The sequence below is a fragment of the Nocardioides pacificus genome (genome assembly GCF_054775955.1).
Genome location: NZ_BAAHCI010000005.1, coordinates 48,772 through 72,592, shown reverse-complemented (window position 1 = coordinate 72,592; position 23,821 = coordinate 48,772). Strand labels below are relative to the sequence as shown.

At 71.8% G+C, this 23,821-nt stretch carries 21 protein-coding genes; 14 read left to right on the top strand and 7 right to left on the bottom strand.

The window, feature by feature from the left end; translation table 11 throughout:
- Positions 1–46 precede the first annotated feature (46 nt).
- Positions 47–904 (bottom strand): ABC transporter permease subunit, encoded by an 858-nt coding sequence (locus tag ACYU7L_RS02900; RefSeq protein ID WP_460793696.1) that lies wholly within the window; start codon positions 902–904, stop codon positions 47–49.
- Positions 901–1,866 carry an ABC transporter ATP-binding protein gene (locus tag ACYU7L_RS02895; protein ID WP_460793695.1) on the bottom strand — a complete coding sequence of 322 codons (966 nt, stop codon included), beginning with the start codon at positions 1,864–1,866 and terminating at the stop codon, positions 901–903. Before ACYU7L_RS02895 ends, ACYU7L_RS02900 begins: the two co-directional genes overlap by 4 nt.
- A 120-nt stretch (positions 1,867–1,986) precedes the next feature.
- On the opposite strand from ACYU7L_RS02895, the gene ACYU7L_RS02890 reads away from it, so the two are divergent.
- On the top strand, positions 1,987–3,552 hold the full coding sequence (locus ACYU7L_RS02890) for a long-chain-fatty-acid--CoA ligase (RefSeq protein WP_460793694.1): 1,566 nt from the start codon (positions 1,987–1,989) through the stop codon (positions 3,550–3,552).
- Positions 3,553–3,676: 124 nt separating this feature from the next.
- Here the strand turns inward: ACYU7L_RS02890 and ACYU7L_RS02885 are convergent, their stop codons facing one another.
- Positions 3,677–4,177, bottom strand: a complete 501-nt coding sequence (locus tag ACYU7L_RS02885; protein WP_460793693.1) for a YflT domain-containing protein — start codon at positions 4,175–4,177, stop codon at positions 3,677–3,679.
- A 133-nt stretch (positions 4,178–4,310) separates the two neighbouring features.
- Between ACYU7L_RS02885 and purS the strand changes: the two genes are divergently transcribed.
- From purS to ACYU7L_RS02870, 3 genes are read left to right on the top strand one after another with little or no spacing between them, the layout of a single operon-like run.
- Positions 4,311–4,583 (top strand): phosphoribosylformylglycinamidine synthase subunit PurS, encoded by a 273-nt coding sequence (gene purS, locus ACYU7L_RS02880; RefSeq protein ID WP_460793692.1) that lies wholly within the window; start codon positions 4,311–4,313, stop codon positions 4,581–4,583.
- Positions 4,580–5,248 carry a phosphoribosylformylglycinamidine synthase subunit PurQ gene (gene purQ / locus ACYU7L_RS02875; protein WP_460793691.1) on the top strand — a complete coding sequence of 223 codons (669 nt, stop codon included), beginning with the start codon at positions 4,580–4,582 and terminating at the stop codon, positions 5,246–5,248. Before purS ends, purQ begins: the two co-directional genes overlap by 4 nt.
- Entirely contained in the window at positions 5,245–5,691 is a 447-nt protein-coding gene (locus ACYU7L_RS02870) for a DUF3817 domain-containing protein (protein ID WP_460793690.1), read from the top strand. The genes purQ and ACYU7L_RS02870 overlap by 4 nt, the downstream gene beginning before the upstream one ends.
- A 21-nt stretch (positions 5,692–5,712) precedes the next feature.
- Here the strand turns inward: ACYU7L_RS02870 and ACYU7L_RS02865 are convergent, their stop codons facing one another.
- Positions 5,713–7,044 (bottom strand): glycoside hydrolase domain-containing protein, encoded by a 1,332-nt coding sequence (locus ACYU7L_RS02865; RefSeq protein WP_460793689.1) that lies wholly within the window; start codon positions 7,042–7,044, stop codon positions 5,713–5,715.
- Positions 7,045–7,261: 217 nt separating this feature from the next.
- Here ACYU7L_RS02865 and ACYU7L_RS02860 point away from each other — a divergent pair, with 217 nt between their 5' ends.
- The 4 genes from ACYU7L_RS02860 to ACYU7L_RS02845 all read left to right on the top strand — a co-directional run bounded on the left by ACYU7L_RS02860 (position 7,262) and on the right by ACYU7L_RS02845 (position 12,367).
- Positions 7,262–8,680, top strand: coding sequence for an outer membrane protein assembly factor BamB family protein (locus ACYU7L_RS02860; protein ID WP_460793688.1), 1,419 nt, complete (start codon positions 7,262–7,264; stop codon positions 8,678–8,680).
- A 21-nt stretch (positions 8,681–8,701) separates the two neighbouring features.
- Positions 8,702–10,990, top strand: coding sequence for a phosphoribosylformylglycinamidine synthase subunit PurL (gene purL, locus ACYU7L_RS02855; RefSeq protein ID WP_460793687.1), 2,289 nt, complete (start codon positions 8,702–8,704; stop codon positions 10,988–10,990).
- 230 nt (positions 10,991–11,220) lie between these two features.
- The gene (gene arfB / locus ACYU7L_RS02850; RefSeq protein WP_460793686.1) at positions 11,221–11,646 is read left to right on the top strand and encodes an alternative ribosome rescue aminoacyl-tRNA hydrolase ArfB; all 426 of its coding nucleotides are present in this window, start codon (positions 11,221–11,223) and stop codon (positions 11,644–11,646) included.
- 7 nt (positions 11,647–11,653) lie between these two features.
- Entirely contained in the window at positions 11,654–12,367 is a 714-nt protein-coding gene (locus ACYU7L_RS02845) for an alpha/beta hydrolase family protein (protein ID WP_460793685.1), read from the top strand.
- Positions 12,368–12,430: 63 nt separating this feature from the next.
- Here the strand turns inward: ACYU7L_RS02845 and ACYU7L_RS02840 are convergent, their stop codons facing one another.
- Together ACYU7L_RS02840 and ACYU7L_RS02835 are read right to left on the bottom strand one after the other, a co-directional pair.
- On the bottom strand, positions 12,431–13,264 hold the full coding sequence (locus ACYU7L_RS02840; protein WP_460793684.1) for an ABC transporter permease: 834 nt from the start codon (positions 13,262–13,264) through the stop codon (positions 12,431–12,433).
- Positions 13,261–14,328: an ABC transporter ATP-binding protein gene (locus tag ACYU7L_RS02835; protein WP_460793682.1), complete on the bottom strand. Its 1,068-nt coding sequence runs from the start codon at positions 14,326–14,328 to the stop codon at positions 13,261–13,263. The genes ACYU7L_RS02840 and ACYU7L_RS02835 overlap by 4 nt, the downstream gene beginning before the upstream one ends.
- Positions 14,329–14,391: 63 nt before the next feature.
- On the opposite strand from ACYU7L_RS02835, the gene ACYU7L_RS02830 reads away from it, so the two are divergent.
- Positions 14,392–15,348: a helix-turn-helix transcriptional regulator gene (locus ACYU7L_RS02830; protein WP_460793681.1), complete on the top strand. Its 957-nt coding sequence runs from the start codon at positions 14,392–14,394 to the stop codon at positions 15,346–15,348.
- Between the two features lie 122 nt (positions 15,349–15,470).
- A complete protein-coding gene (locus ACYU7L_RS02825) occupies positions 15,471–17,936 on the top strand; it encodes a phosphoketolase family protein (RefSeq protein WP_460793680.1) in 2,466 nt (821 codons plus the stop codon).
- A 145-nt stretch (positions 17,937–18,081) separates the two neighbouring features.
- On the opposite strand, the gene ACYU7L_RS02820 is transcribed toward ACYU7L_RS02825, so the two are convergent.
- Positions 18,082–19,275 carry an acetate/propionate family kinase gene (locus tag ACYU7L_RS02820; RefSeq protein WP_460793679.1) on the bottom strand — a complete coding sequence of 398 codons (1,194 nt, stop codon included), beginning with the start codon at positions 19,273–19,275 and terminating at the stop codon, positions 18,082–18,084.
- Positions 19,276–19,322: 47 nt separating this feature from the next.
- Here ACYU7L_RS02820 and ACYU7L_RS02815 point away from each other — a divergent pair, with 47 nt between their 5' ends.
- From ACYU7L_RS02815 to ACYU7L_RS02800, 4 genes are all read left to right on the top strand, one after another.
- Positions 19,323–19,685: a sterol carrier family protein gene (locus tag ACYU7L_RS02815; protein WP_460793678.1), complete on the top strand. Its 363-nt coding sequence runs from the start codon at positions 19,323–19,325 to the stop codon at positions 19,683–19,685.
- Positions 19,686–19,754: 69 nt separating this feature from the next.
- Positions 19,755–20,972, top strand: coding sequence for a pyridoxal phosphate-dependent aminotransferase (locus tag ACYU7L_RS02810; RefSeq protein WP_460793677.1), 1,218 nt, complete (start codon positions 19,755–19,757; stop codon positions 20,970–20,972).
- Positions 20,973–21,130: 158 nt separating this feature from the next.
- A complete protein-coding gene (locus ACYU7L_RS02805; protein ID WP_460793676.1) occupies positions 21,131–22,489 on the top strand; it encodes a M20/M25/M40 family metallo-hydrolase in 1,359 nt (452 codons plus the stop codon).
- A gap of 14 nt (positions 22,490–22,503) precedes the next feature.
- Positions 22,504–23,709: a PucR family transcriptional regulator gene (locus tag ACYU7L_RS02800; RefSeq protein ID WP_460793674.1), complete on the top strand. Its 1,206-nt coding sequence runs from the start codon at positions 22,504–22,506 to the stop codon at positions 23,707–23,709.
- Positions 23,710–23,821: the final 112 nt, after the last annotated feature.

Below are 23,821 nucleotides of genomic sequence, written 5' to 3'. Positions count from 1 at the left end.
CCCCCACGGCCCGACGGGGCGCGGAGCCGGGATCCGGGCGAGGGGATCAGGCGTCGCGGCGCCGCAGCACGACGTACCCGGCGATCAGGACGACCAGGGCCTCGGCGAGGACCACGCCGAGCCCGGTCCAGGCGCCCAGCAGGTCGGGGTTGAACGGCACGGGCGTGATGATCGCGGTGCCGGCGTTGCCGGGCATCAGCTTGGCCACCCACTCGCCCCAGGTGCCGGGGAGCAGGAACGCCATGTTGCCGACCACGAACACCAGGCCCAGGACGATCGACAGCGCGGCGGCGGTGTGCCGGACGAGCAGGCCGACGCCGACGGTCAGCAGCCCGAGGGCGGCGAGGTAGAGGCCGTTGCCGAAGAGTGCGCGGAGGACGCCCTCGGAGTCGAGCGAGGTGCCGACGCCCTCGGAGTCGAGGAACCAGTTGCCGCCGAGGTAGCCCAGGAATGCCGTCGCGGTGCCCGCGACGAGCAGGGTGCCGGTCAGCACGACGAGCTTGGCGCCCAGCACCTGGCCACGGCGCGGGCTGGCGGCGAAGGTCGCCTTGGCCAGGCCGGTGGCGTACTCGCTGGTGATGATCATGGCGCCCAGCACCACGGCGGTGACCTGCGCGATCATCATCCCCCAGGTCACGTACGAGCTGGAGGGGTGGTCGCCGGGGTTGTCCGCGATCGCCTGGGCGCTGGTCGCGCAGACCAGCACGGTGAGGCCGACCCCGAGGGTCACCATCGCGACGATCGACCAGCCGGTGCTGCGGACGGTCCAGAGCTTGATCCACTCGGCGTGCAGCACATCGACGAAGCGCTGGGGCGCGGCATCGGCGACTGCGTCGGGTACGGCGGTGGAGGTGGCGCGGGTCGCCCGAGCCGTGCTGGGCTCGACGACGGTCGTGGTGGTCATGCTGCTGCTCCCTGCAGGTGGCGGGCGGGATCGGTGGTCCGGGTGTGGGCGTGGTACTCCACGCTCTGGGCGGTGAGAGTCATGAAGGCGTCCTCCAGCGAGGACGTCACGGTGGTCAGCTCGTGCAGCAGCAGGCCGGTGTCGCCGACCAGCTCGCCGACCCGGGCGGCCGAGGCTCCCTGGACGTGCAGCTCCTGGTGCCCGAGACCGTCCGCAGTGGTCGCCGGCGTCACCGCCAGGCCGCGCCCGACGAGCAGCGCCGCGACGGCGTCGAGCTGCGGTGCGCGGACCCGGACGTACGACGTGGCGTGCTCGGCGATGAAGTCGTCCATCGTGCAGTCGGCCAGCAGCTCGCCGCGTCCGATCACCAGCAGGTGGTCGGCGGTGAGCGCCATCTCCGACATCAGGTGGCTGGAGAGCATCACGGTGCGGCCCTCGGCGGCCAGCTGGCGGGCCAGGGTGCGCACCCAGCGGATGCCCTCCGGGTCCAGCCCGTTGACCGGCTCGTCGAGCACGACGACGGGCGGGTCGCCGATCAGTGCGGAGGCGATGCCGAGCCGTTGACCCATCCCGAGGGAGAACTTCCCGACGCGCTTGTCCGCGACGGCGTCCAGTCCGACGAGACCGAGCACCTCGTCGACGCGGGAGGCAGGGATCCGGTTGCTGGCCGCGAGCCAGCGCAGGTGGTTGCGCGCGGTCCGGCCCGGATGGAGGGCGCGGGCCTCCAGGAGTGCGCCGACCTCGCGCAGCGGGGCCGGCGACGCGGCGTAGCGACGGCCGTTGACGAGGACGTCGCCCGCCGTCGGCCGGTCGAGGCCCAGCACCATCCGCATCGTGGTCGACTTGCCCGCACCGTTGGGCCCGAGGAAGCCGGTGACGACCCCGGGCCGGACGGCGAAGTCGAGGGCGTTGACGGCGGTGGTGTCGCCGTAGTTCTTCGTCAGTGCGTGCGCTTCGATCATGCTTCGAGCCTCGTCCTGCGACGGCCCCGGCGCATCGGGGAGCGCCCCTGAGCGCCCCGGGAGGGCGACCCTGAGCCGACCCCGGTGACGCGGCTCACTACCCCCGAGTAAGTTGTGCCCATGCTGAATCTGTCGGTTTTCCTCGAGGACTCTGCCCGCCGCCACCCCGACCGTGCCGCCGTCGTGCTCGGGGACCTCCGCCTGACCTATGCGCAGGTGGATGGCTTCGCCAACCAGATCGCCAACCTGCTCGTCTCCCGGGGCATCCAGCCCGGCGACAAGGTCGCGCTCTCCTGCCCGAACCTCCCGTACTTCCCGGTCGTCTACTACGGCATCCTCAAGGCGGGCGCGGTCGTCGTACCGCTCAACGTCCTGCTCAAGGGCCGCGAGATCGGCTACCACCTCAACGACTCGGACGCGAAGGCCTACTTCGTCTTCGAGGGCACGCCCGACCTGCCGATGGCGACCGAGGGCCACGTCGGCTTCGAGCAGGCCGACGGCTGCGAGCACTTCTTCGTGATCACCGCCGACATGATGGCGGCCTCGCCCATCGAGGGCACCGAGACGATGGTGCAGGCCCTCGGCGGCCAGCCCGCGACGTTCGAGTCGGTCGCCACCGAGCCGACCGACACCGCGGTCATCCTCTACACCTCGGGCACCACCGGCCAGCCCAAGGGCGCCGAGCTGAGCCACTCCAACATGGTGATGAACGCCAACACCTCCAACCGGCTCTTCGACTCCAAGCCCAGCGACCGCGACACCCACCTGCTGGTGCTGCCGCTGTTCCACTCCTTCGGCCAGACCGTCAACATGAACGCCGGCTTCTCCGTCGGCGCGACGCTGGTGCTGCTGCCGCGCTTCGACGCCGACCAGGCGCTGGCGCTGATGCAGACCGAGGACATCACGGTCTTCGCGGGCGTCCCCACGATGTTCTGGGGCCTGCTGAACTCGCTCGGCGAGGGCGTCGACGTCGACCGGATCGCGGCCAACCTGCGCCTGGCGGTCTCCGGCGGGTCCGCGCTGCCGGTGGAGATCCTCAAGCAGTTCAAGGAGCGCTTCCACATCCAGATCCTCGAGGGCTACGGCCTCTCGGAGACCTCCCCGGTCGCGACGTTCAGCGACCCCGAGCAGGAGCTGCGCGCCGGCTCGATCGGCGTACCGATCTGGGGCATCGAGGTCAAGCTCGTCGACGGCGAGTGGAACGAGGTCGTGCCGACCAGCGAGACCGGCGAGGACGCCATCGGCGAGATCGCGATCCGCGGGCACAACATCATGAAGGGCTACTACAAGCGCGCCGACGCGACCGCCGAGGTCATGCGCGACGGCTGGTTCCGCACCGGCGACCTGGCCCGCCGCGACTCGGACGGCTTCTACTACATCGTCGACCGCGCCAAGGACATGATCATCCGCGGCGGCTTCAACGTGTACCCCCGCGAGATCGAGGAGGTGCTGATGAGCCACGAGGCGGTCTCGCTCGCGGCCGTCGTCGGCGTCCCCCACGACAGCCACGGCGAAGAGATCAAGGCGTTCGTCATCTTGAACGAGGGCGTCTCGATCACCTCCGAGGAGCTGATCGCCTGGGGCAAGGTGCAGATGGCCAACTACAAGTACCCCCGGATCATCGAGGTGGCCCCGAGCCTGCCGATGACCGCGACGGGCAAGATCCTCAAGCGCGAGCTCAGCTGACCCGTCACAAACTCACGCTGACCCGTCAGAAGATCACGGTGACCCGGCAGAAGATGCCGGCCGACCGAGAGCTTCTGCCGGGTCAGCGTGTTTTAGCGACGGGTCAGCGTGATTTGGGGACGGGTCAGGCGAAGGGGTTGGGGAGCGCGCCGGGGAGCCTCGCCAGGAGATCGCGGGCAGCGGCGGCGTGCTTGTGCTCGACCAGCACCTCGTAGCGGGTCGCGACCACGGTGCTGACCGAGGAGAAGTCGCGCTTGCCCCGGGTCGCGGCATAGCCGATCAGGCCCCAGATGAGACCGAACAGAGCGCCCACGAGGGTGGTGGAGAGTACGACGCGCAGGACGCCGTCCTCGCCGAAGATCGAGAAGATCAGGCCGACGAAGAGCCCCAGCCAGGCGCCCGACGCGGCCCCGGCCATCGCGACGCGGCCGGTGGTGAGCCGGCCGGTGATGCGCTCGACCTGCTTGAGGTCGGTGCCGACGATCATGCAGTTCTCGACCGGGAACTCGCTGTCGGCCAGGTAGTCCACGGCCTTCTGGGCGTCGGCGTACTGCTCGTAGACGGCGAGGGACTGCGGGAAGTCCAGGGTCAGGGCGCTGGAGATGCGAGGGTCGGTGGCTGCCATGTCTCCAGTGTCGCCCGCCCGGCAAGCCGCCTGGCAAGCCGCCCGCACACAGGCTCCGCGAGACCTGATCCTCGCCTCCGGGATCGCCCGCCTAGACTGGCCTAGCATCCCCGCCGCTTAAAGGAGCCGTCCCGTGGCCCGTGTCGTCGTCGACGTCATGCTCAAGCCCGAAATCCTCGACCCCCAGGGCAAGGCCGTGCACGGTGCACTGCCGCGGCTGGGCTTCGCCGGGGTCGCCGACGTCCGTCAGGGCAAGCGCTTCGAGCTGGAGCTCGAGGGCGAGGTGACCGAGGAGCGGCTGGCCGAGGTCCACCGGATCGCCGAGACGCTGCTCTCCAACCCCGTGATCGAGGACTTCACCGTCCACGTCGAGGGCGTCCAGCACACCGTGGGAGCCACCTCGTGAAGGTAGGTGTCGTCACCTTCCCCGGCTCGCTCGACGACGTCGACGCCCGCCGTGCGGTCGACCTGGGCGGTCACGAGGCCGTCGCGCTGTGGCACGGCGACCACGACCTGCAGGGCGTCGACGCGGTGGTCCTGCCGGGCGGGTTCTCCTACGGCGACTACCTGCGCTGCGGCGCGATCTCCCGCTTCTCGCCGGTGATGACCGAGGTGATCGCCGCCGCCGAGCGCGGCATGCCCGTCCTCGGCATCTGCAACGGCTTCCAGATCCTCTGCGAGTCGCACCTGCTCCCGGGGGCGCTGATCCGCAACAACCACCGCAAGTTCGTGTGCACCGACCAGCGGATCCGCATCGAGAACAACCGCACCCCCTGGACCGCGTCGTACGACGAGGGCGCCGAGGTCACGATCGTGCTGAAGAACGGCGAAGGCTCGTTCGTCGCCGACGAGGCCACCCTCGACCGCCTCGAGGGAGAGGGCCAGGTCGTGGCCCGCTACCTCGGCAAGGACCCCAACGGCTCGCTGCGCGGGATCGCCGGCATCACCAACGAGCGCGGCAACGTGGTCGGTCTGATGCCGCACCCCGAGCACGCGGTGGAGGACCTGTGCGGTCCGGGCACCGACGGTCTCGGCTTCTTCACCAGCCTCGCCGCGCGCGTCCTCGCATGAGCCCGCTCAAGCTCTTCCGGGCCGTGGCCGTCGCCGAGGCGTTCACCTGGGCGCTGCTGCTAACCGGCATGTTCCTCAAGTACGTCACCGAGACCACCGAGCTGGGGGTCCGCATCGGCGGCATGGTCCACGGCACGGTCTTCATCGCCTACTGCCTGGTGACCGTGCTCGTCGCGGTCGACCAGCGCTGGTCGCCGCAGCGCGCGCTGCTCGGCCTGGTGAGCGCCGTGCCGCCGTTCGTGACCGTCTGGTTCGACCGGTACGCCGAGGGGCGGGGCCTGCTCGGCGACTCCTGGCGGCTCACCTCGGCCGAGCCTGCCGGCGCGCTCGAGCGGCCCACCGCGTGGCTGCTTCGCAACCCGTTGCGTGGCGCGGCCGCCGGCCTCGTCGCCGTGGTGGCGCTGACCGGCGTCGCACTCGTCGCCGGCCCGCCCGTCGGCTGAGGGCGGTCCCTTCCGGCAGGGTCAGCGCCGGCCGGACACCAGGGCCTGCCAGCTGTTCGGCGCGATCACGCCGGTCACCGGCAGCCGGACCTGTCGCTGCCAGGTCCGGACGGCCTGGTCGACGGTCGTGTCGAAGTGCCCGTTGACCATGAGCTGGGCCACGCCTGCGGCATTCAGCGCTCGCTGCACCCGGCGCACCTGCGGACCGGTGGAGCCGATCTTGACGACCGTCCACTTGCCCTCGGCGTGCAGGCGCATCCAGTTGCTGGTCGACCAAGTGGTCGTGACGGGCTGGCGGCGCGCCGCCTGGAAGGACATCACGGCCTTGCGGGTCTTGCGGGTGTAGCGGCCGTTGATGTCACCGCCGAAGAACTTCTTCTGCCGGAGCAGGCACTGCAGGGCGCGGATCTTGGCGGGGCTGCGGGTGCCGGGGGAGATCTGGTCGTACTTCCAGTAGTCGACCTTGACGCCGCCGCAGGCCCGCAGGCTGCGTCCCGGACGAGAGCCGCGGCCGAGGTCGAGGTAGTTGCTGTCGATGTTGATGGTGACCCCGCCATGGGTCTCGTTGTGGCCGCCGCGGTACTGCTTCATCCGGCCGCCGGGGCGCCACCCGTCCTCGGGGATGTAGGTCGTCGAGGTGTTGGGGACGCCGTCCCAGCGCGCGATCCAGATGGCGTCGGGGAGGGTGTAGACGCCCGGGCGCTCCCGGCGAGCGTCGTCGAGCGCCTTGATGCCCGAGCTGGCGCTCGAGTAGACGCCGGACTTGAAGCCCAGGGTGCGGACCTTCCAAGTCCAGCCGCTGAGGAAGCCGAGCGCCGACTCCCGGCAGCGGGTGTTGGTGGCGTCGAAGGCCTCGAGGTCGTACCACAGCGTGCTGTCCGGGGCGATGCCCAGCGCCTGCGCCGCGGCGACGGCCGAGTCGGCCTCGCGCTGGCCCTGCAGGCGCGCGGCGGCGTACTTGCCGTTGGCGCCGGGTCGGGGGTCGATGGTCGGGTCGTTGCCGTAGCGCGGGAAGCTGCCGCTGCACGAGGCCTGGGGGCCGAGCGTGATCGGCAGCAGACGCCAGCCGTTGGCCAGCTGGTTGCTGACCCAGGTCGGGGTCAGGTTGGGCTGCGAGCGGCAGCCCCGCGAGGCTCCCGAGATGTAGATGCCGACCGCGAGGTACGGCGAGGTCTCCATCCAACGGTCCATCTTCCACTGCTCGGGAGCGACGCACTGGTCGAAGCCGTAGCCGGTGATGTCACCGGGGGTGACGCGGTTGGCGGCCTGGGCGGGAGCCGGGGCCACGGTCAGCAGGGCGCCGGTCAGCAGGCCGGCGAGGGCTGCGGCGGCGGGGCGAAGGGGAAGGCGCATGAGGGGTTCTCCAGGTCGGGGCGACGTCACCCTAACCTCACCCGTCACTTCAGAAACGGTTGCGGCAACAACTACGGCGCTGTAATTCAGCCCCCCCTGTGGCGTCGCGCCTGGGGGTCTGGCGGGCGCCACGGAGGCCCCCTAGGGTCTGACCCGACCCCTCGCCGCGAGGAGGCCGGGGGTCTGCCACGTCCTGACGCGAAGCGAGCGACTGCCGATGAACCACCCCCCTGCCGGTCCCTGCGTCTACTGCGGATCCCCGCTGTCCCCCGGCGCGACGTTCTGTCCCCGGTGCGGGGCCGGTGGGCCTGCCCAGCAGGCCCAGCAGCAGTGGCAGCAGCCCCAGCAGAGCTGGCAGCAGCAGGGCTGGCAGCAACAGGGTTGGCAGCAGGGTCAGCAGCCGGGGTGGCAGCAGCCGGAGCAGCCGCGCCGTGGGCGGCGGACCGGCCTCCTGGTCGGGGTGGGCGCGCTGGTCGTGCTGCTGGTGGCCGGCGGCGTCTTCCTCGGCATCCGGCTGCTCGGCGGAGACGGCGACGAGGCGCGGTCCCTGGGCGCCAACGGCTCCGAGCTCGTCGACCCGGTGACCTCGGAGCCCGAGGAGACCTGGTCCTGGGAGGCGCCCGGCGAGGTGGGGGGAGCCGTCCAGCAGGGCGACTCCCTGGTGATCACCGTCGAGGGGGGAGAGGTCGTCTCCCTCGACGCGTCGGGCGACGAGGAGTGGACGACCACGGTCGACTCCGACATCAGCGTCTCGCACGCCGTACCCGGCCAGGACGTGCTGATCGCCGCGGCGTACGACGTGCAGCGGGTGACCGCACTCTCCGCCGAGGACGGCGAGCAGCTGTGGACCTACGACGACCGCACCTTCGAGTCCGTCATCGAGGAGGGCGTCATCTTCCGGGGCCTCGACGAGTCGGGGCTGCTCGATGCGAAGACCGGCGACGAGCTGTGGACGGTGGAGACGCCGGACGCCTACGCGATCGCCTCGGACGCCGCCTACCTGCTCGCGGGCGACGAGCTGACCAAGGTGTCGCTCGAGGACGGCGACGAGCAGTGGAGCGTCACCGTCGACCGTGACGAGGACGCCTACGGCACCCTCACGGCGACCGACGAGTTCGTCGTGGTCGACGGCGACGAGCTGATGGCCTTCGACGCGGAGTCGGGCGACGAGCTGTGGAGCGAGGAGGGCGGCGAGGACGGCTCCCGGGCCAGCGTCTTCTCCGCGACCGAGGTCTACGTCACGGCGAACGACTACGGCGGCGAGTCCGAGCCCTCGGTGACGGTCTTCGACCGCGACGGCAAGGTCGGCGAGCTCGACGTGGAGAAGGAGGGGGACTCGGAGTACTTCTACTTCTATGCGATGGCCTTCGAGTCGGGAGGGTCCTCCTACGCGCTCGACTACACGAGCGGCCGCCTCTACGGCGACGATCTCGAGGTGCTCCAGACCTATGAGGGGTCCCTCGCCGTGGCAGCCGGGGGGCTCTACGCCCTGGACGACCAGAAGCTGTCCTACTTCGAGCTGGGCTCGGACTCCGCGGAATGGTCGATCGACATCGAGGCCGAGGAGGGCGGGGTCGGCGCCATCGACGGGCGGGTCCTGGTCTACACCGAGGACACGGTGATCAACTACGAGTGATCCGACCCTAGGATGGGGGTCGTGCCCGAGACGACTCGCTCCGCTGCCGGCTCCACCCTCGACACCGTCACCGTCGCCTCGGGGGACCCCTCACGGGAGCAGCCCTGGGTCGACCTCGGCCTGAAAGCCGACGAGTACGCCCGGATCCGCGAGATCCTCGGCCGCCGGCCCACCTCCAGCGAGCTGGCGATGTACTCCGTGATGTGGAGCGAGCACTGCTCCTACAAGAGCTCCAAGGTGCACCTCAAGCAGTTCAGCGAGATCCCCCAGGAGACCCCGGCGGGCCGGATGCTGGCCGGCATCGGGGAGAACGCCGGCGTCATCGACATCGGCCAGGGCTATGCGGTCACGTTCAAGGTCGAGTCCCACAACCACCCGTCGTACGTCGAGCCGCACCAGGGCGCCGCGACCGGCATCGGCGGGATCGTGCGCGACATCCTGGCGATGGGCGCACGCCCCGTCGCCGTGATGGACCCGCTGCGCTTCGGTCCGCTCGACGCTCCCGACACCCAGCGGGTGCTGCCCGGGATCGTCGAGGGCGTCGGCGCCTACGGCAACTGCCTGGGCCTGCCCAACATCGGCGGCGAGGCCGTCTTCGACGAGACCTACGTCGGCAACCCGCTCGTCAACGCGCTGTGCGTGGGCGTGCTGCGCCACGAGGACCTCCACCTCGCCAAGGCCTCGGGCGTCGGCAACCAGGTGATCCTGTACGGCGCGCGCACCGGCGGCGACGGCATCGGCGGCGTCTCGATCCTCGCGTCGGAGACCTTCGACGAGGGCGGGCCGGCCAAGCGCCCGGCGGTGCAGGTGGGCGACCCCTTCGAGGAGAAGCTGCTCATCGAGTGCACCCTCGAGATCTTCGCGGCCGGCCTCGTCGCCGGCATCCAGGACCTCGGTGGCGCCGGGCTCTCCTGCGCCACCTCCGAGCTGGCCTCGGCCGGCGACGGCGGCATGCACGTGCACCTCGACCGGGTGCCGCTGCGCGACTCCACGCTCTCCCCCGAGGAGATCCTGATGAGCGAGTCGCAGGAGCGGATGATGGCGGTCGTCGAGCCTGGCGACGTCGACGCGTTCCTGACGATCTGCCGCAAGTGGGACGTCGAGGCCGTCGTCATCGGTGAGGTCACCGACACCGGCCGCCTCGAGATCGACTGGCACGGCCAGCGCGTGGTCGACGTGCCGCCGCGCTCGGTCGCCCACGACGGGCCGACCTACCACCGCCCCTTCGCCCGCCCGGCGTGGCAGGACGCGCTGCAGGCCGACGGCGCCGAGGCGCTGGCCCGCCCGCGGACCGGCGACGAGCTGCGCGAGACGCTGCTGCGCCTGGTCGCGAGCCCCAACCTGTGCGACAAGTCCTGGATCACCGACCAGTACGACCGCTACGTCCGCGGCAACACCGTGCTCTCCCAGCCGGAGGACTCCGGGATGATCCGGGTCGACGACGAGACCAACCTCGGTGTCGCGGTCTCCACCGACTGCAACGGCCGCTTCGCCAAGCTCGACCCCTACACCGGCGCGCAGCTCGCGCTGGCCGAGTCCTACCGCAACGTCGCCACCGGCGGCGCCGTACCGCTGGCGATCTCGGACTGCCTCAACTTCGGCTCGCCCGAGGACCCAGACGTGATGTGGCAGTTCGCCGAGGCGTGCCGCGGCCTCAAGGACGCGTGCCTCGAGCTGGGCATCCCGGTCACCGGCGGCAACGTCAGCCTCTACAACCAGACCGGTGACGTCCCGATCCTGCCGACCCCCGTGGTCGCGGTGCTCGGCGTCATCGAGGACGTCACGCGGCGTACGCGGTCGGGCTTCGCCACCGCCGGCGAGCAGGTGCTGCTGCTCGGCACCACCCGCGAGGAGCTGTCCGGCTCGGAGTGGGCGCACGTCGTGCACGGCCACCTCGGCGGGCTCCCGCCGCGGGTCGACCTCGCGGCCGAGCGTGCGCTGGCCGAGCTGCTCGCGCAGTCGTCGGCGGAGGGCCTGGTCACCAGCGCCCACGACCTCTCCGACGGAGGGCTGGCACAGGCGCTCGCCGAGTCGTCGATCCGGCACGGAGTGGGCGTTACGGTGTCGGTCGCCGACGTGGCCGACGACGCCTTCCTCGCGCTCTTCACCGAGTCCGCGGCCCGCGCGATCGTGACCGTCCCCGACAAGGGCCTCGACGCGTTCGTCGCCGCGGCCTCGGCCCACGGCGTACCCGTCACGGCGCTGGGCCGCACCGGCGGCGACACCATCGAGGTGCAGGGCCAGTTCAGCGTGCCCGTCGCGGACGTGCGCGAGGCCTGGGCCGCCACCCTCCCCGCCGCCCTCGACTGACCCGGCGCGAACGCGCACCCGTACGGCGTCGAGTCGGCGCAAGCGCTCACCCGTAACACGCTGAGTCGGCGTGAACGCACACCCGTACGGCGTCGAGTCGGCGTGAATGCGCGTGAAGATGCGCCGACTCGGCGGTGAAAGTGCGCCGACTCGGCGGTGAAAGTGCGCCGACTGGGCTGTGAAGATGCGCCGACTCGGCTGGGTGGGGTGGGGCGGGCCATGATGGGCCCATGGGTGAGGAGCTGGTGGTGACCGGGGCGCTGGTGATCCCGGCGACCGAGCTCACCGAGCGGTTCTCGCGCTCCTCAGGCCCCGGCGGGCAGGGCGTCAACACCGCGGACAGCCGAGTCGAGCTCTCCTTCGACGTCGCCGGCTCCCCGACGCTCACCGACCTCCAGCGAGAGCGGATGCTGACCCGCCTGGACAGCCGGCTCGTGGGCGGGGTCATCACGATCGCCGCCTCCGAGCACCGCACCCAGCTGGCCAACCGGCGCGCGGCGAGGGAGCGGCTGGCATCGTTGCTCCGGGACGCGAGCGCTCCGCCGCCGCGTGCGCGCCGGGCCACCCGTCCCACCCGGGGCTCCAAGGAACGCCGGCTCGCGGGCAAGAAGCAGCGATCGCAGATCAAGAGGGCCCGTGGCGGCCGATGGGAGTGACAGCCGAGTGAGCAGCGACCCGCAGATCATCAGGTACGGCGAGGACCCCTCGCAGTACGGCGAGCTCTACCGGCCGGCGGGCGCCTCGCGCGGCGTGGTGGTGCTCGTCCACGGGGGCTCGTGGAAGGCGGCCTACGGCCTCGACCTGACCCAGCCCGCCGCCCGTGACCTCGCCGGCCGCGGCTGGACGGTGTGGAACGTGGAGTACCGCCGGATCGGCAGCGGCGGCGACTTCCCCGCCATGTTCGACGACGTGGCTGCCGCGATCGACACTCTCGCTGATATCAAGGACCTCGACCTCACCCGCGTCGTCGCGGTCGGTCACTCCGCAGGCGGCCACCTCGCCACCTGGGCCGCCGCCCGCGGCCGCTTCCCCCGCTGGCCGGCCCGCGTGGAGCTGACCGGCGTGGTGGCACTGGCCGCGCTTCTCGACCTCGAGTGGGCGGCAGGCGACGACTCCGTGGTCGACGCGCTGGTCGGGGACGCGTCGTACGACGAGGTCGACCCGCTGCGCCAGGCGCCGCTCGCCGTACCCGTCTGGTGCGTGCACTCGCGCGACGACGAGTCGGTGCCCTTCGCCCTCTCCACCCGGTACGACGAGCGCTCGCGGGCCGCGGGTGGCGTCGTCGAGGTGGTCGAGGTGCCAGGCGACCACATGGCCGTCATCGACGTCGACCACCCCGCCTGGGCGGCGACGGTGGAGATCCTCGACGCCCTCTGATCACTGCGATGCGACCCAGTGGCTGGATCCGACGCGGATCCACAGCCACTGGGTCGCACCATCTCAGCTGCTGGCGCGCATCGCCTTGAGCCCGACGACCAGACCGAGCGCCGCCACCAGCGCGGCCGCCGCGAAGCCCGCCGCGGTCTCGGTGACGGGGTAGGACCCGGCGAAGAGCGCCCGCGATGCCTCCACCACGTAGGTCAGCGGGTTGAGGTCGGAGGCGACCTGCAGCCAGCGCGGCGCCCCCTCGATCGGCAGCATCATCCCCGACAGCAGCAGCACCGGGAAGATCAGCGTCTGCTGCACGGTCCAGAACAGCCACTCGCTGTCCTTGGCGGCGAGCGCCAGCGCGAACGACAGCGACCCGATGCCGATGCTGAACAGCGCGAACATCGCGACGCCGACCAGCACCCCGCCGACGTGCAGGTCGAAGCTGAACGGGGTGCACACCGCGAGGATGATCGCGGTCTGCATCAGCATCGGCACGACCTCCTTGAGCGCCCGGCCGACGAGCAGCGACGAGCGGCTCAGCGGGGAGACGAGCAGCCGCTCGTGGGAGCCGGTGAGCATCTCGCTGGTGAGGTTGGCCCCGGTGAACGACGCCCCCATCAAGACCGTCATCGCGATGATCCCGGGCACGAACCACTGCAGCGCGGATCCGGACCCGGTCGCGGTGTCGGGGAGCAGCGGCGCGAACAGCGCGAGGAAGACCAGCGGCTGGACCATCGCGAAGAGCACCGATGCGGGCTCGCGCCAGACCGGCTTGAGCTCGCGGGTCATCACGTTCCAGCTGTCGGCGAGGAACGTCGTGGGCCGACCGGTGATCGACCCGGGGGTGGCGTCGAAGCGGACGGTGGCGGTGGCGGCCCCCGTCGAATGGGTCAGGGTGGTCATGCTGCGTTCTCCTTCGAGGTCTGGGTGCCGGCGTCGGCCGTGACGTCGGTGGGGGAGTCAGAGGGGGTGTCGCTCTCGCGCAGGCTGCGGCCGGTCAGGTCGAGGAACACGTCGTCGAGGGTGGGACCGACCACCTCGATCCGCCGGGCCGGGGAGCCGGCGCGCTCCAGCTCGGTGAGCAGCCCCGGGGCCAGGTCGCGGCCGTGGGCGACGCGCAGCCGCAGGGTCGCCCCCGAGACGTCGACGGTGCCCGCACTCGCCTCCGTGGCGCGTACGACGCGCGCCGCGGCCGCCGCGGCGGCGCCCGGGTCGTCGAACCCCAGCGTGACCAGGTCGCCGAGCCCCGCCTTGAGCCGTGCGGCGGTGTCGTCGGCGATGACCACGCCGTGGTCGATCACGATCACCCGGCCGGCGATCGCGTCGGCCTCCTCGAGGTAGTGCGTGGTCAGCACGATCGTGGTGCCGTAGGTGGCGTGCAGGGCCTGGATCTGCTCCTGGAGATTGACCCGGTTCTGCGGGTCGAGGCCGGTCGACGGCTCGTCGAGGAAGAGCAGCCGCGGGGCGTGGACCAGCCCGATCGCGACGTCGAGACGGCGCCGCTGGCCGCCGGAGAGGGTGGCCACCGGGCGGCCGGCGACCGCGGTCAGGTCGAAGGCCTCGACCAGCTCGTCGGCGCGACGCTGCGACTCGGCCCGGGTCAGACCGTGGGCGCGGGCCTGGCTCACCAGCTCGTCGCGCCCCCGCTGCTGGTGCCCGGCGCCGTTGCCCTGCCCGACGTACCCGATGTTGCGGCGCACCTCGCGCTGCTGGGTCACCACGTCGAAGCCGGCCACCTCGGCGCTGCCCGACGTCGGCGGGATGAGTGTGGTGAGCATCCGCAGCGTCGTGGACTTGCCGGCGCCGTTGGGTCCGAGGAAGGCCACGAGCTCGCCGTGTGCCACCTCCAGATCGAGGCCGCGCACGGCCTCCACCGTCTGCTTGTGCCGCGTGAAGTGCCGGGTCAGCGACCGGGTGCGGATCACGGGTCCCGACATCGAGGGGTTGGTCGTCTGTGCTGTCGTCATGACCGTCACGCTAGGAACGATTCCGGCCATATTCCGTCCGCAATCGGATCTAGTCTGAGATCCATGAACACCAGCGCCCGGATGCTGCGACTGCTCTCCCTGCTGCAGACCCACCGCTACTGGCCCGGCTCCGAGCTGGCCGGCCGGCTCGACGTCAGCGGCCGCACGCTGCGCCGCGACATCGACCGGCTGCGCGAGCTCGGCTATGACGTGGACGCGGTGCGCGGGGTCTCCGGCGGCTACCAGCTGCGCGCCGGCGGCACCCTGCCGCCGCTGCTGTTGGAGGACGAGGAGGCGGTGGCGATCGCCGTCGGCCTGCGCAGCGCCGCGGCCGGGGCGGTGCAGGGGATGGAGTCGAGCTCGCTGCAGGCGCTCACCAAGGTGATCTCGCTGATGCCGCCGCGGCTGCGCCGCCGGATGGACGCCCTGCAGTCGCAGACCGTCCCGGCGCCGTGGCACGGCCCGAGCGTCGACGCCGAGACGCTGACGACGCTGGCCCAGGCCTGCCGCGACGACGAGCCGGTCCGCTTCGGCTACACCGCCCGTGGCGGCGCCGAGAGCCAGCGCCGCGTCGAGCCGCACCAGCTCGTCTCGATCGGCGCGCGGTGGTATCTCGTCGCCTACGACCGAGAGCGCCACGACTGGCGCAGCTTCCGCGTCGACCGGATCACCGGACCCGAGGTCACCGGGGCGCGCTTCCGGCCCCGCGAGCTGCCCGCCGAGGACGCGCTCGCGTTCGTGCAGGCGGGCATCGCGCACATGTCGATGCGGTACGTCGTGCGGGTGCGGTTCGCGATCGACGCCGAGACGCTGGGGGCCTGGGTCGGGCGTTGGGGGAGCGTCGAGGCGGCCGGGCCCGGCTGCGTGCTCACCATGAACGTCGACGACCTCGACTGGCCGATGATGGTCCTCGCCAACGTGCGCGCGGACTTCGTCGTCGAGGAGCCCGCCGAGCTGCGCGACCGGGTCGCCGAGGCGGCCGCCCGCTTCGCGCGCTGCGCCGTACCGACTGCCGGCTGAGCCGACGCCGCTGGGCCGACGCCGCTGGGCCGACGCCGCTGGGACCGTTCGGCCCCTGTCGCGGACCGGTCGCGCGTGGCACGGTGGAGGCGAGGATTCCGCTATCCAGGAGAGAGCTGCCGATGACGCAGACCGCGCCCCGTCCGACCCCGACGTCCGCCACTGCCGGCCACCCCCTCGCTGAGCCACTGGGCGAGCGCGAGCTCGCCGACATCGATGCGTGGTTCCGCGCCGCCAACTACCTCTCGGTCGGCCAGATCTACCTGCTCGAGAACCCCCTGATCGAGCGCGCGCTGGTCCCCGCCGACATCAAGCCCCGCCTGCTCGGGCACTGGGGCACGACGCCCGGGCTCAACCTCATCTACGCCCACCTCAACCGGCTGATCCGCACGCGCGACGTCGACGCGATCTTCCTCGCGGGCCCGGGCCACGGTGGCCCTGCGGCGGTCGCGAACGCCTGGCTCGAGGGGACCTACAGCGAGGTCTACCCGCACGTCGGCTACGACAAGGTCGGGATGCAGGAGCTGTTCCGCCAGTTCTCCTTCCCCGGCGGCATCCCCTCCCACGTCGCGCCCGAGACACCCGGCTCGATCCATGAGGGCGGAGAGCTCGGCTACGTCCTGTCGCACGCGTACGGCGCGGCGATGGACAACCCCGACCTGCTCGTCGCGGCGGTCGTCGGCGACGGTGAGTTCGAGACCGGGCCGCTCGCCGCCTCCTGGCACGCCAACAAGTTCGTCGACCCGGTCCACGACGGCGCGGTGCTGCCGATCCTGCACCTCAACGGCTACAAGATCGCCAACCCGACGGTGCCGGCCCGGATCCCCCGCGACGAGCTCGAGAGCCTGCTGCGCGGCTACGGCCACGAGGTGCACACCGTCGAGGGCGACGACCCCGCGCTGGTGCACCAGCAGATGACTGCGGCGCTCGAGGCGGCCCACGACACGATCCGCGACATCCAGGCAGGTGCCCGCGAGCGCGGCGAGACCGAGCGCCGGCCGTGGCCGATGATCCTGCTGGTGACGCCCAAGGGCTGGACGGGGCCGAAGGTCGTCGACGGCGTCCAGATCGAGGGCACCTGGCGCTCCCACCAGGTCCCGCTCTCGGGGACCCGCGACGACGACGGTCACCGCTCCCAGCTCGAGGAGTGGCTGCGCTCCTACGCTCCCGCGGAGCTGTTCGGTGAGGACGGGGTGCCGGTCGAGCGGATCCGTGCCCTCTCCCCGGTGGGGGCCCGCCGGATGAGTGCCAACCCGCACGCCAACGGAGGGCTGCTGCGCCGGCCGTTGGAGCTGCCGGACTTCCGCAGCCACGTGGTCGACGTGCCCCGCCCCGGCGCGTCCACCCACGAGGCCACCCGGGTCTTCGGGCAGTACCTCGTCGACGTCGTGCGCAACAACGCCGACAACTTCCGCATCTTCGGGCCCGACGAGACCGCCTCCAACCGGCTCGACGCCGTCTATGACGTCACGGACAAGGCGTTCGCCGGCGAGATCCTCGACTCCGACGAGCACCTCGCGCGCAGCGGCCGGGTGATGGAGATCCTCTCCGAGCACACCTGCCAGGGGTGGCTGGAGGGCTACCTGCTGACCGGGCGGCACGGGATCTTCAGCTGCTACGAGGCGTTCATCCACATCGTCGACTCGATGCTGAACCAGCACGCGAAGTGGCTCAAGACGACCCGTGAGATCGAGTGGCGACCGCCGATCGCGTCACTGAACTACCTGCTCACCTCGCACGTGTGGCGCCAGGACCACAACGGCTTCTCCCACCAGGACCCCGGCTTCATCGACCACGTGGTCAACAAGCGCGCCGAGGTGGTGCGCGTCTATCTGCCGCCGGACACCAACACGCTGCTCTCGACGATGCGGCACTGCCTGGCCAGCCAGCACTACGTCAACGTCGTCGTCGCGGGCAAGCAGCCGACCTTCGACTGGCTCACCGGCGAGGAGGCCGACCTGCACTGTGCGCGCGGGCTCGGCATCTGGGACTGGGCGAGCACCGACGACGACGGCGACCCCGACGTCGTACTCGCCTGCGCCGGCGACGTCCCCACCCTCGAGGCACTCGCCGCCGCGTCGCTGCTGCGCGAGCACCTGCCGGAGCTGAAGGTGCGCTTCGTCAACGTCGTCGACCTGATGCGCCTGCAGGACGCCCGCGAGCACCCGCACGGGCTGAGCGCGCGCGACTTCGACAACATCTTCACCACCGACAAGCCGGTGATCTTCGCCTACCACGGCTATCCGTGGCTGATCCACCGGCTGGCCTATCGCCACACCAACCACGAGAACCTGCACGTGCGCGGCTACAAGGAGGAGGGCACCACGACGACACCGTTCGACATGGTGATGATGAACGACATGGACCGCTATCACCTGGTCATGGACGTCATCGACCGGGTGCCGAGCCTCGGCTCGCGCGCAGCCCAGGTGCGCCAGCTGATGGTCGACACCCGCCGCCGCGCCCACCAGTGGACCCGCGAGCACGGCGACGACCTGCCCGAGGTCCGTGACTGGACGTGGACCGGCGAGCGGGCGCCCCAGGAGTCCCCGTCGACGACGAGCCAGCCGGGCAACACGGCCGACTGACGGCGTACGGCGGGCGGGCGCGCTCGCCGTACCGCCCCCATGTAACGCGGGGTTATGCGAACTGCCACAGCGATATTTCGCTGTGGTGGACCCGATAACCCCGCGTTACATAGGGCGTGGGCGGGCGGGGTGGGGCGCGGGGCGCTCAGCCGACGAGGGCGGCTGCCTGCCTCGCGATGGCCAGCTCCTCGTTGGTGGGTACGACGAGCACGGCGACGCGGGAGGTGTCGGTCGAGATGCGGCGCACCCGGGTGGGGTGCTCGCCGGCGTCCTCGTTGCGCGCCGGGTCGACCTCGATGCCGAGCCGGTCGAGGCCGATCAGGCAGTCCGCGCGCAGCGCCGGGTTGTGCTCGCCGACGCCGCCGGTGAACGCGACGACGTCCGCGCCGTCGAGCACGGCGAGATAGGCGCCGACGTACTTGCGGATCCGGTGGCAGTACGCCGCGTAGGCGGCCACCGCGCCCGGGTCGCGGGCGTCGATCGCCTCGAGCAACTCGCGGAAGTCGTGGACGCCGGCCATCCCCTCGAGGCCGGAGCGCTGGGTGAGCAGCTCCTCGAGCCCGTCGGCGTCGTAGCCGCCGTGACGCAGCAGGTGCAGCAGCACGCCGGGGTCGAGGTCGCCGGCGCGGGTGCCCATCATCAGGCCCTCGAGCGGCGTCAGACCCATCGACGTGTCGGCCGGGCGCCCACCACGAATGGCGGCGGCCGACGCCCCGTTGCCGAGGTGCAGCACGATCTGGTCGAAGGCGGTCAGCGGCCGGCCGAGATAGGCCGCGACCTCGCCCGCGACGTACTGATGGCTCGTCCCGTGCATGCCGTAGCGCCTGATCTCGAGGCGCTCGGCCACCGCCTGCTCGATCGGATAGACGGCCGCTGCCGCGGGCAGTCCCGAGAAGAACGCGGTGTCGAAGACCGCCACCTGGGCCACGTCGGGGTACGACGAGCGCGCGCTGCGGATGCCGGCGGCCGCGGGCGGGTTGTGCAGCGGGGCGAGGCGCGAGAGCCGCTCGATCTCGGCGAGCACGTCGTCGTCGATGAGCACCGGCTCGGTCAGCCGCGATCCGCCGTGCACGACGCGGTGCCCGATCGCCAGCAGGTCGTCGCCGCCCACGCCGGAGCTCTCGAGCAGCTCGCGCATCGTCTCCAGCGCCGCGGCGTGGTCGGGCAGCTCCGCAGAGCGCGTCGTCTCGCCGGACGCGTCGACGTGACGCAGCGCCGCGCCCGTCGTACCGATCCGCTCGAGGTGGCCCCGGACGCCGGCCTCGCCGGTGTCGGCGTCGACCAGCTGATACTTCAGCGACGACGATCCCGTGTTGAGCACCAGCACCAGGCGGTCCATGGCAGCCAGCCTAGGGGCGCAGCTCGCGGGCGTGGTCGAATGCTCCTGTGTCCACCCGCCGCCTGACCCCCGCCGAGCCCGAGGCCCTCGCCGCCGCGCTGGGCCGCCTCGGCGAGGGTACGGCGCAGCGCGCCGACCTCAAGCTGATGGTCAAGCACTACCTCGCCCTGCTCCAGGAGAAGGCGCCCGGCCACTCCGTCGAGGTCCGCGTCCCGCCGTACGCCGCGGTGCAGGTGGTGCCCGGGGTGCGCCACACCCGGGGTACGCCGCCGGCCGTCGTCGAGATGGACGCCGAGACCTGGATCGCGCTCGCCCGCGGGGAGACGGCCTGGCCCGAGGCAGAGCGGGCCGGGATCGTCCGGGCGAGCGGGGAGCGCGCCGACCTCACGCCGTACCTGCCGCTGGCCTGAGGGGCTGCGGACCGCCGGCCAGGGTGGGCTGAGCGCAAACCGCTGGACACCGCCTGAGAGCATGGCGACGTGCGCCAGATCAGGCAGAGCCGCAAGCTGCAACACGTCCGCTACGACGTGCGGGGTCCCATCCTCGTCGAGGCCCAGCGCCTCGAGGCCGAGGGGCACCGCATCCTCAAGCTGAACATCGGCAACCCCGCGCCGTTCGGCTTCGAGGCGCCGGCCGCGATCGTCGCCGACATGGTGCACCACCTGCCCGACGCCCAGGGCTACAGCGACTCCCGCGGCATCTACTCCGCGCGCACGGCGGTGGCGCAGTACTACCAGAGCCGTGGCCTGGCCGAGGCCCATGTGGACGACGTCTTCATCGGCAACGGCGTCTCCGAGCTGATCACGATGGTGCTGCAGACCTTCATCGACGACGGCAACGAGATCCTCGTGCCGGCGCCGGACTACCCGCTGTGGACGGGCGCGGTCACCCTGTCGGGCGGCATCCCGGTGCACTACCTGTGCGACGAGGAGAACGGCTGGGCGCCGGACCTCGACGACATCGAGTCGAAGATCACCGAGAACACCCACGCGATCGTCATCATCAACCCCAACAACCCGACCGGCGCCGTCTACAGCGAGGACGTCGTCAAGGGCCTCGTCGACATCGCGCGGCGCCACGACCTGGTCGTGTTCAGCGACGAGATCTACGAGAAGATCCTCTTCGACGACGCCGTGCACCACCACACGGCCGCCTACACCGGCGACGACGTGCTCTGCCTGACGTTCAGCGGACTGTCCAAGGCCTACCGCGTCTGCGGCTACCGCTCCGGCTGGGTGATGGTGTCGGGGCCCAAGCACCTCGCTTCCGACTTCCTCGAGGGTCTGCTGCTGGTCTCCAACATGCGGATGTGCGCCAACGTGCCGGCCCAGCACGCCATCCAGACCGCGCTCGGCGGCTATCAGTCGATCAACGAGCTGATCGTGCCCGGCGGCCGCTTCTACGAGCAGGCCAAGACCGCGCACAAGCTGCTCAACGAGATCCCCGGCGTCAGCTCCGTCGAGCCGCACGGCGCGCTCTACTGCTTCCCCAAGCTCGACCGGGAGATGTATCCCATCGAGGACGACCAGCAGTTCGTCATCGACCTGCTGCGCGCCAAGAAGCTCCTGGTCACGCACGGGACCGGCTTCAACTGGCCCACCCCCGACCACTTCCGTCTCGTCACCCTCCCCGAGGTGCACGTGCTCGAGGAGGCCATCGGCCGGATCGCGGAGTTCCTCGCCGAGATCCGCCGCTGACGCTGCACCCTCGCCGGTCGAGCAGGTTGCGCAGCCGGTGGGTCGAGCAGGTTGCGCAGCAACCGACGTCGAGACCAACCGACGTCGAGACTGGATCCGCCGGTCGAGCAGGTTGCGCTGGCAACCGACGTCGAGACCCCCCGGTTAAAGTCGTCCACGTGACTGCGACCCCCTCTGCCACCCCCAACATCGACCACCTCCGCTCCCGCCTCGCCGAGGTCCTCCCCGGCGTACGCCGCGACCTCGAGGACCTGGTCCGCATCGAGTCCGTGAGCGCCGACCCGGCCCGCGCCGGCGAGGTCCAGCGCAGCGCCGAGGCGGTCGCGCAGCTCTTCCGCGCCGAGGGCTTCGACGACGTCCAGATCCTCAGCGCCGACGGGGGAGCGCCGGCCGTCGTCGCGCGCAAGCCCGCCCCCGAGGGCCGGCCGACCGTGCTGCTCTACGCCCACCACGACGTCCAGCCCGAGGGCGACCACGCGACCTGGGACTCCGCCCCGTTCGAGCCGACCGAGCGCGACGGGCGCCTCTATGCGCGCGGCGCCGCCGACGACAAGGCCGGCATCGCGGCGCACCTCGGCGCCCTGCGCATCTTCGGCGACGACCTCCCCGTCGGCGTGACCGTCTTCGTCGAGGGCGAGGAGGAGGTCGGCTCGGAATCGCTGCCGGCGTTCCTGAAGGAGTACCAGCACCTGCTCGAGGCCGACGTCATCGTGATCGCCGACTCCGGCAACTGGGACATCGGCGTGCCGGCACTCACCACCAGCCTGCGCGGCCTGGTCCGCGCCGACGTCGAGGTCCGCACCCTGACCCACGCCGTGCACTCCGGCATGTGGGGCGGCCTCGTGCCCGACGCGCTGATCGCGCTCAGCCGGCTGATCGCGAGCCTGCACGACGACGCGGGCAACGTGGCGGTGGCCGGCCTCCACAGCGGTCCGGCCGCCGACGTCGACTACCCCGAGGAGCGGCTGCGCGCGGAGTCCGGCGCCAACCCGGGTGTGCAGTGGATCGGCTCCGGGTCGGCCGTCGAGCGCCTGTGGACCAAGCCCTCGCTGAGCATCACCGGCCTCGATGCCCCGAAGGTCGACGGCGCCTCCAACACCCTGGTCCCCGCCGCTCGCGCCAAGATCTCGATGCGCGTGGCTCCCGGCGACACCCCGGAGAACGCCGTGGCCTGCCTGCAGCGCCACCTCGAGGCGCACGTGCCGTGGGGCGCCGAGCTCACCGTGACGATCGTCGACACCGGCGAGGCCACCGCGATCGACGCCACGGGGCCGGCGTACGACGTGGCACGCGCGGCGTTCCAGGAGGCCTGGGACGGCGTCGCCCCCGTCGACATGGGCGTCGGTGGCTCGATCCCGTTCATCGCGGAGTTCCTCGACGCGTTCCCGCGGGCCAGCGTGCTGGTGACCGGCGTCGAGGACCCCGACACCCGTGCGCACGGTGCCAACGAGGGGCTGCACCTGGCGGAGTTCGAGCGGGTCATCCTCGCCGAGGCGCTGCTGCTGCAGAACCTCTGAGCGGTAGTCCCGCCATGGACCGGGCCGGCGACCTCGCCTTCCTCGCCGCGCACCGGGCGACGCGGGTGCCGGCCCTGACCGACCGTCTGGTCGCGACCATCCAGGCCCAGAACGCCGGCTACCGCACCACGGGCCTGGTCCCCGACGACGACCTGCGCGAGTCCTGCCGCGACAACATCGCGCGGGTCCTCGACCTGCTGGCCGCCGCGGTCGAGGGCCGCGAGCCGTGCGCGGAGGACGGCTGGTACGACGCGGCGCGGGCCACGGGGCGCCGGCGCTCCGAGCAGGGCCTTCCGCTCGACGACGTGCTCCGCTCGTTCCGGCTGGGCGGGCGGCTGATCTGGGACGACCTGGTCCAGCAGGCCGAGGAGACGCTCGACGCGCAGGCCCTGCGCGAGATCGGGACCCGGCTGTGGGAGGTCGTCGACGAGACGTCCGCCCAGGTCGCGGCGGCCTACCACGTCTCGGAGCGCTCCCGCGTCCGTGCCGACGAGCAGCTGCGCGCCGAGCTGTGGGAGGGCCTGCTCAGCGGGCGGGCGGCGGAGCCGGGCTTCGCCCACGAGGCGGGGCGGATCCTCGACCTGCCCGTGACCGGCCCGACGCTGGTCCTCGCCGTCGAGGGCGACGAGGGACAGCACCTCGAGCAGGCGCTGCGCAGCCGGGTCGTCGCGTCCGCATGGGTACGGCGTTCCGCCGGCGCCGTCGGGGTGGTGGCCCTGCGCGACACCTCGGTGGCCGGAGCGCTCGACGTACTGCGCGCGGTGGCCGCCCACCCCGTCGGGGTCTCGGTCGTGGTCGCCGGCCTCGCGGAGACGGCGACCGCCTTCCGGCAGGCGTCCCTGGCACTGCGGCTGTGTGCCGGCCAGCCCGCCGGGCAGCCCCCCGGAAGGCCCTGTGTGGCGTCGTTCGACGACCGCCTGCCCGACGCCCTGCTGCTCACCTCGCCGGAGGTGGCCGGCCGGCTGGTCGCCGTCTGGCTCGGCCCGCTCCTGGCGCTGGCCCCGGCGGAGTCCGAGCAGCTCCTGGAGACCCTCGAGGCCTGGGTCGACTGCGGCGGCTCCACGGCCGACACCGCCGCGGCTGTGCACTGTCACCGCAACACCGTGCTCAACCGGATCCGCCGGATCGCCGCCGTCACCGGCACCGACCTGGTCGACCGCGCCCCGCCCCTCGAGCTGGCCCTGGCCCTGCGCGCCCTCAGGGTCGGCGCCGCCCGCTAGCCACCCCAGCCCCAACCCCACCCCCAGCCGAGTCGGCGCAACTTCACCGTCGAGTCGGCGCACGTTGACAGCCGAGTCGGCGCATCTTCACCGACCCGAGCAGTTGCTGACG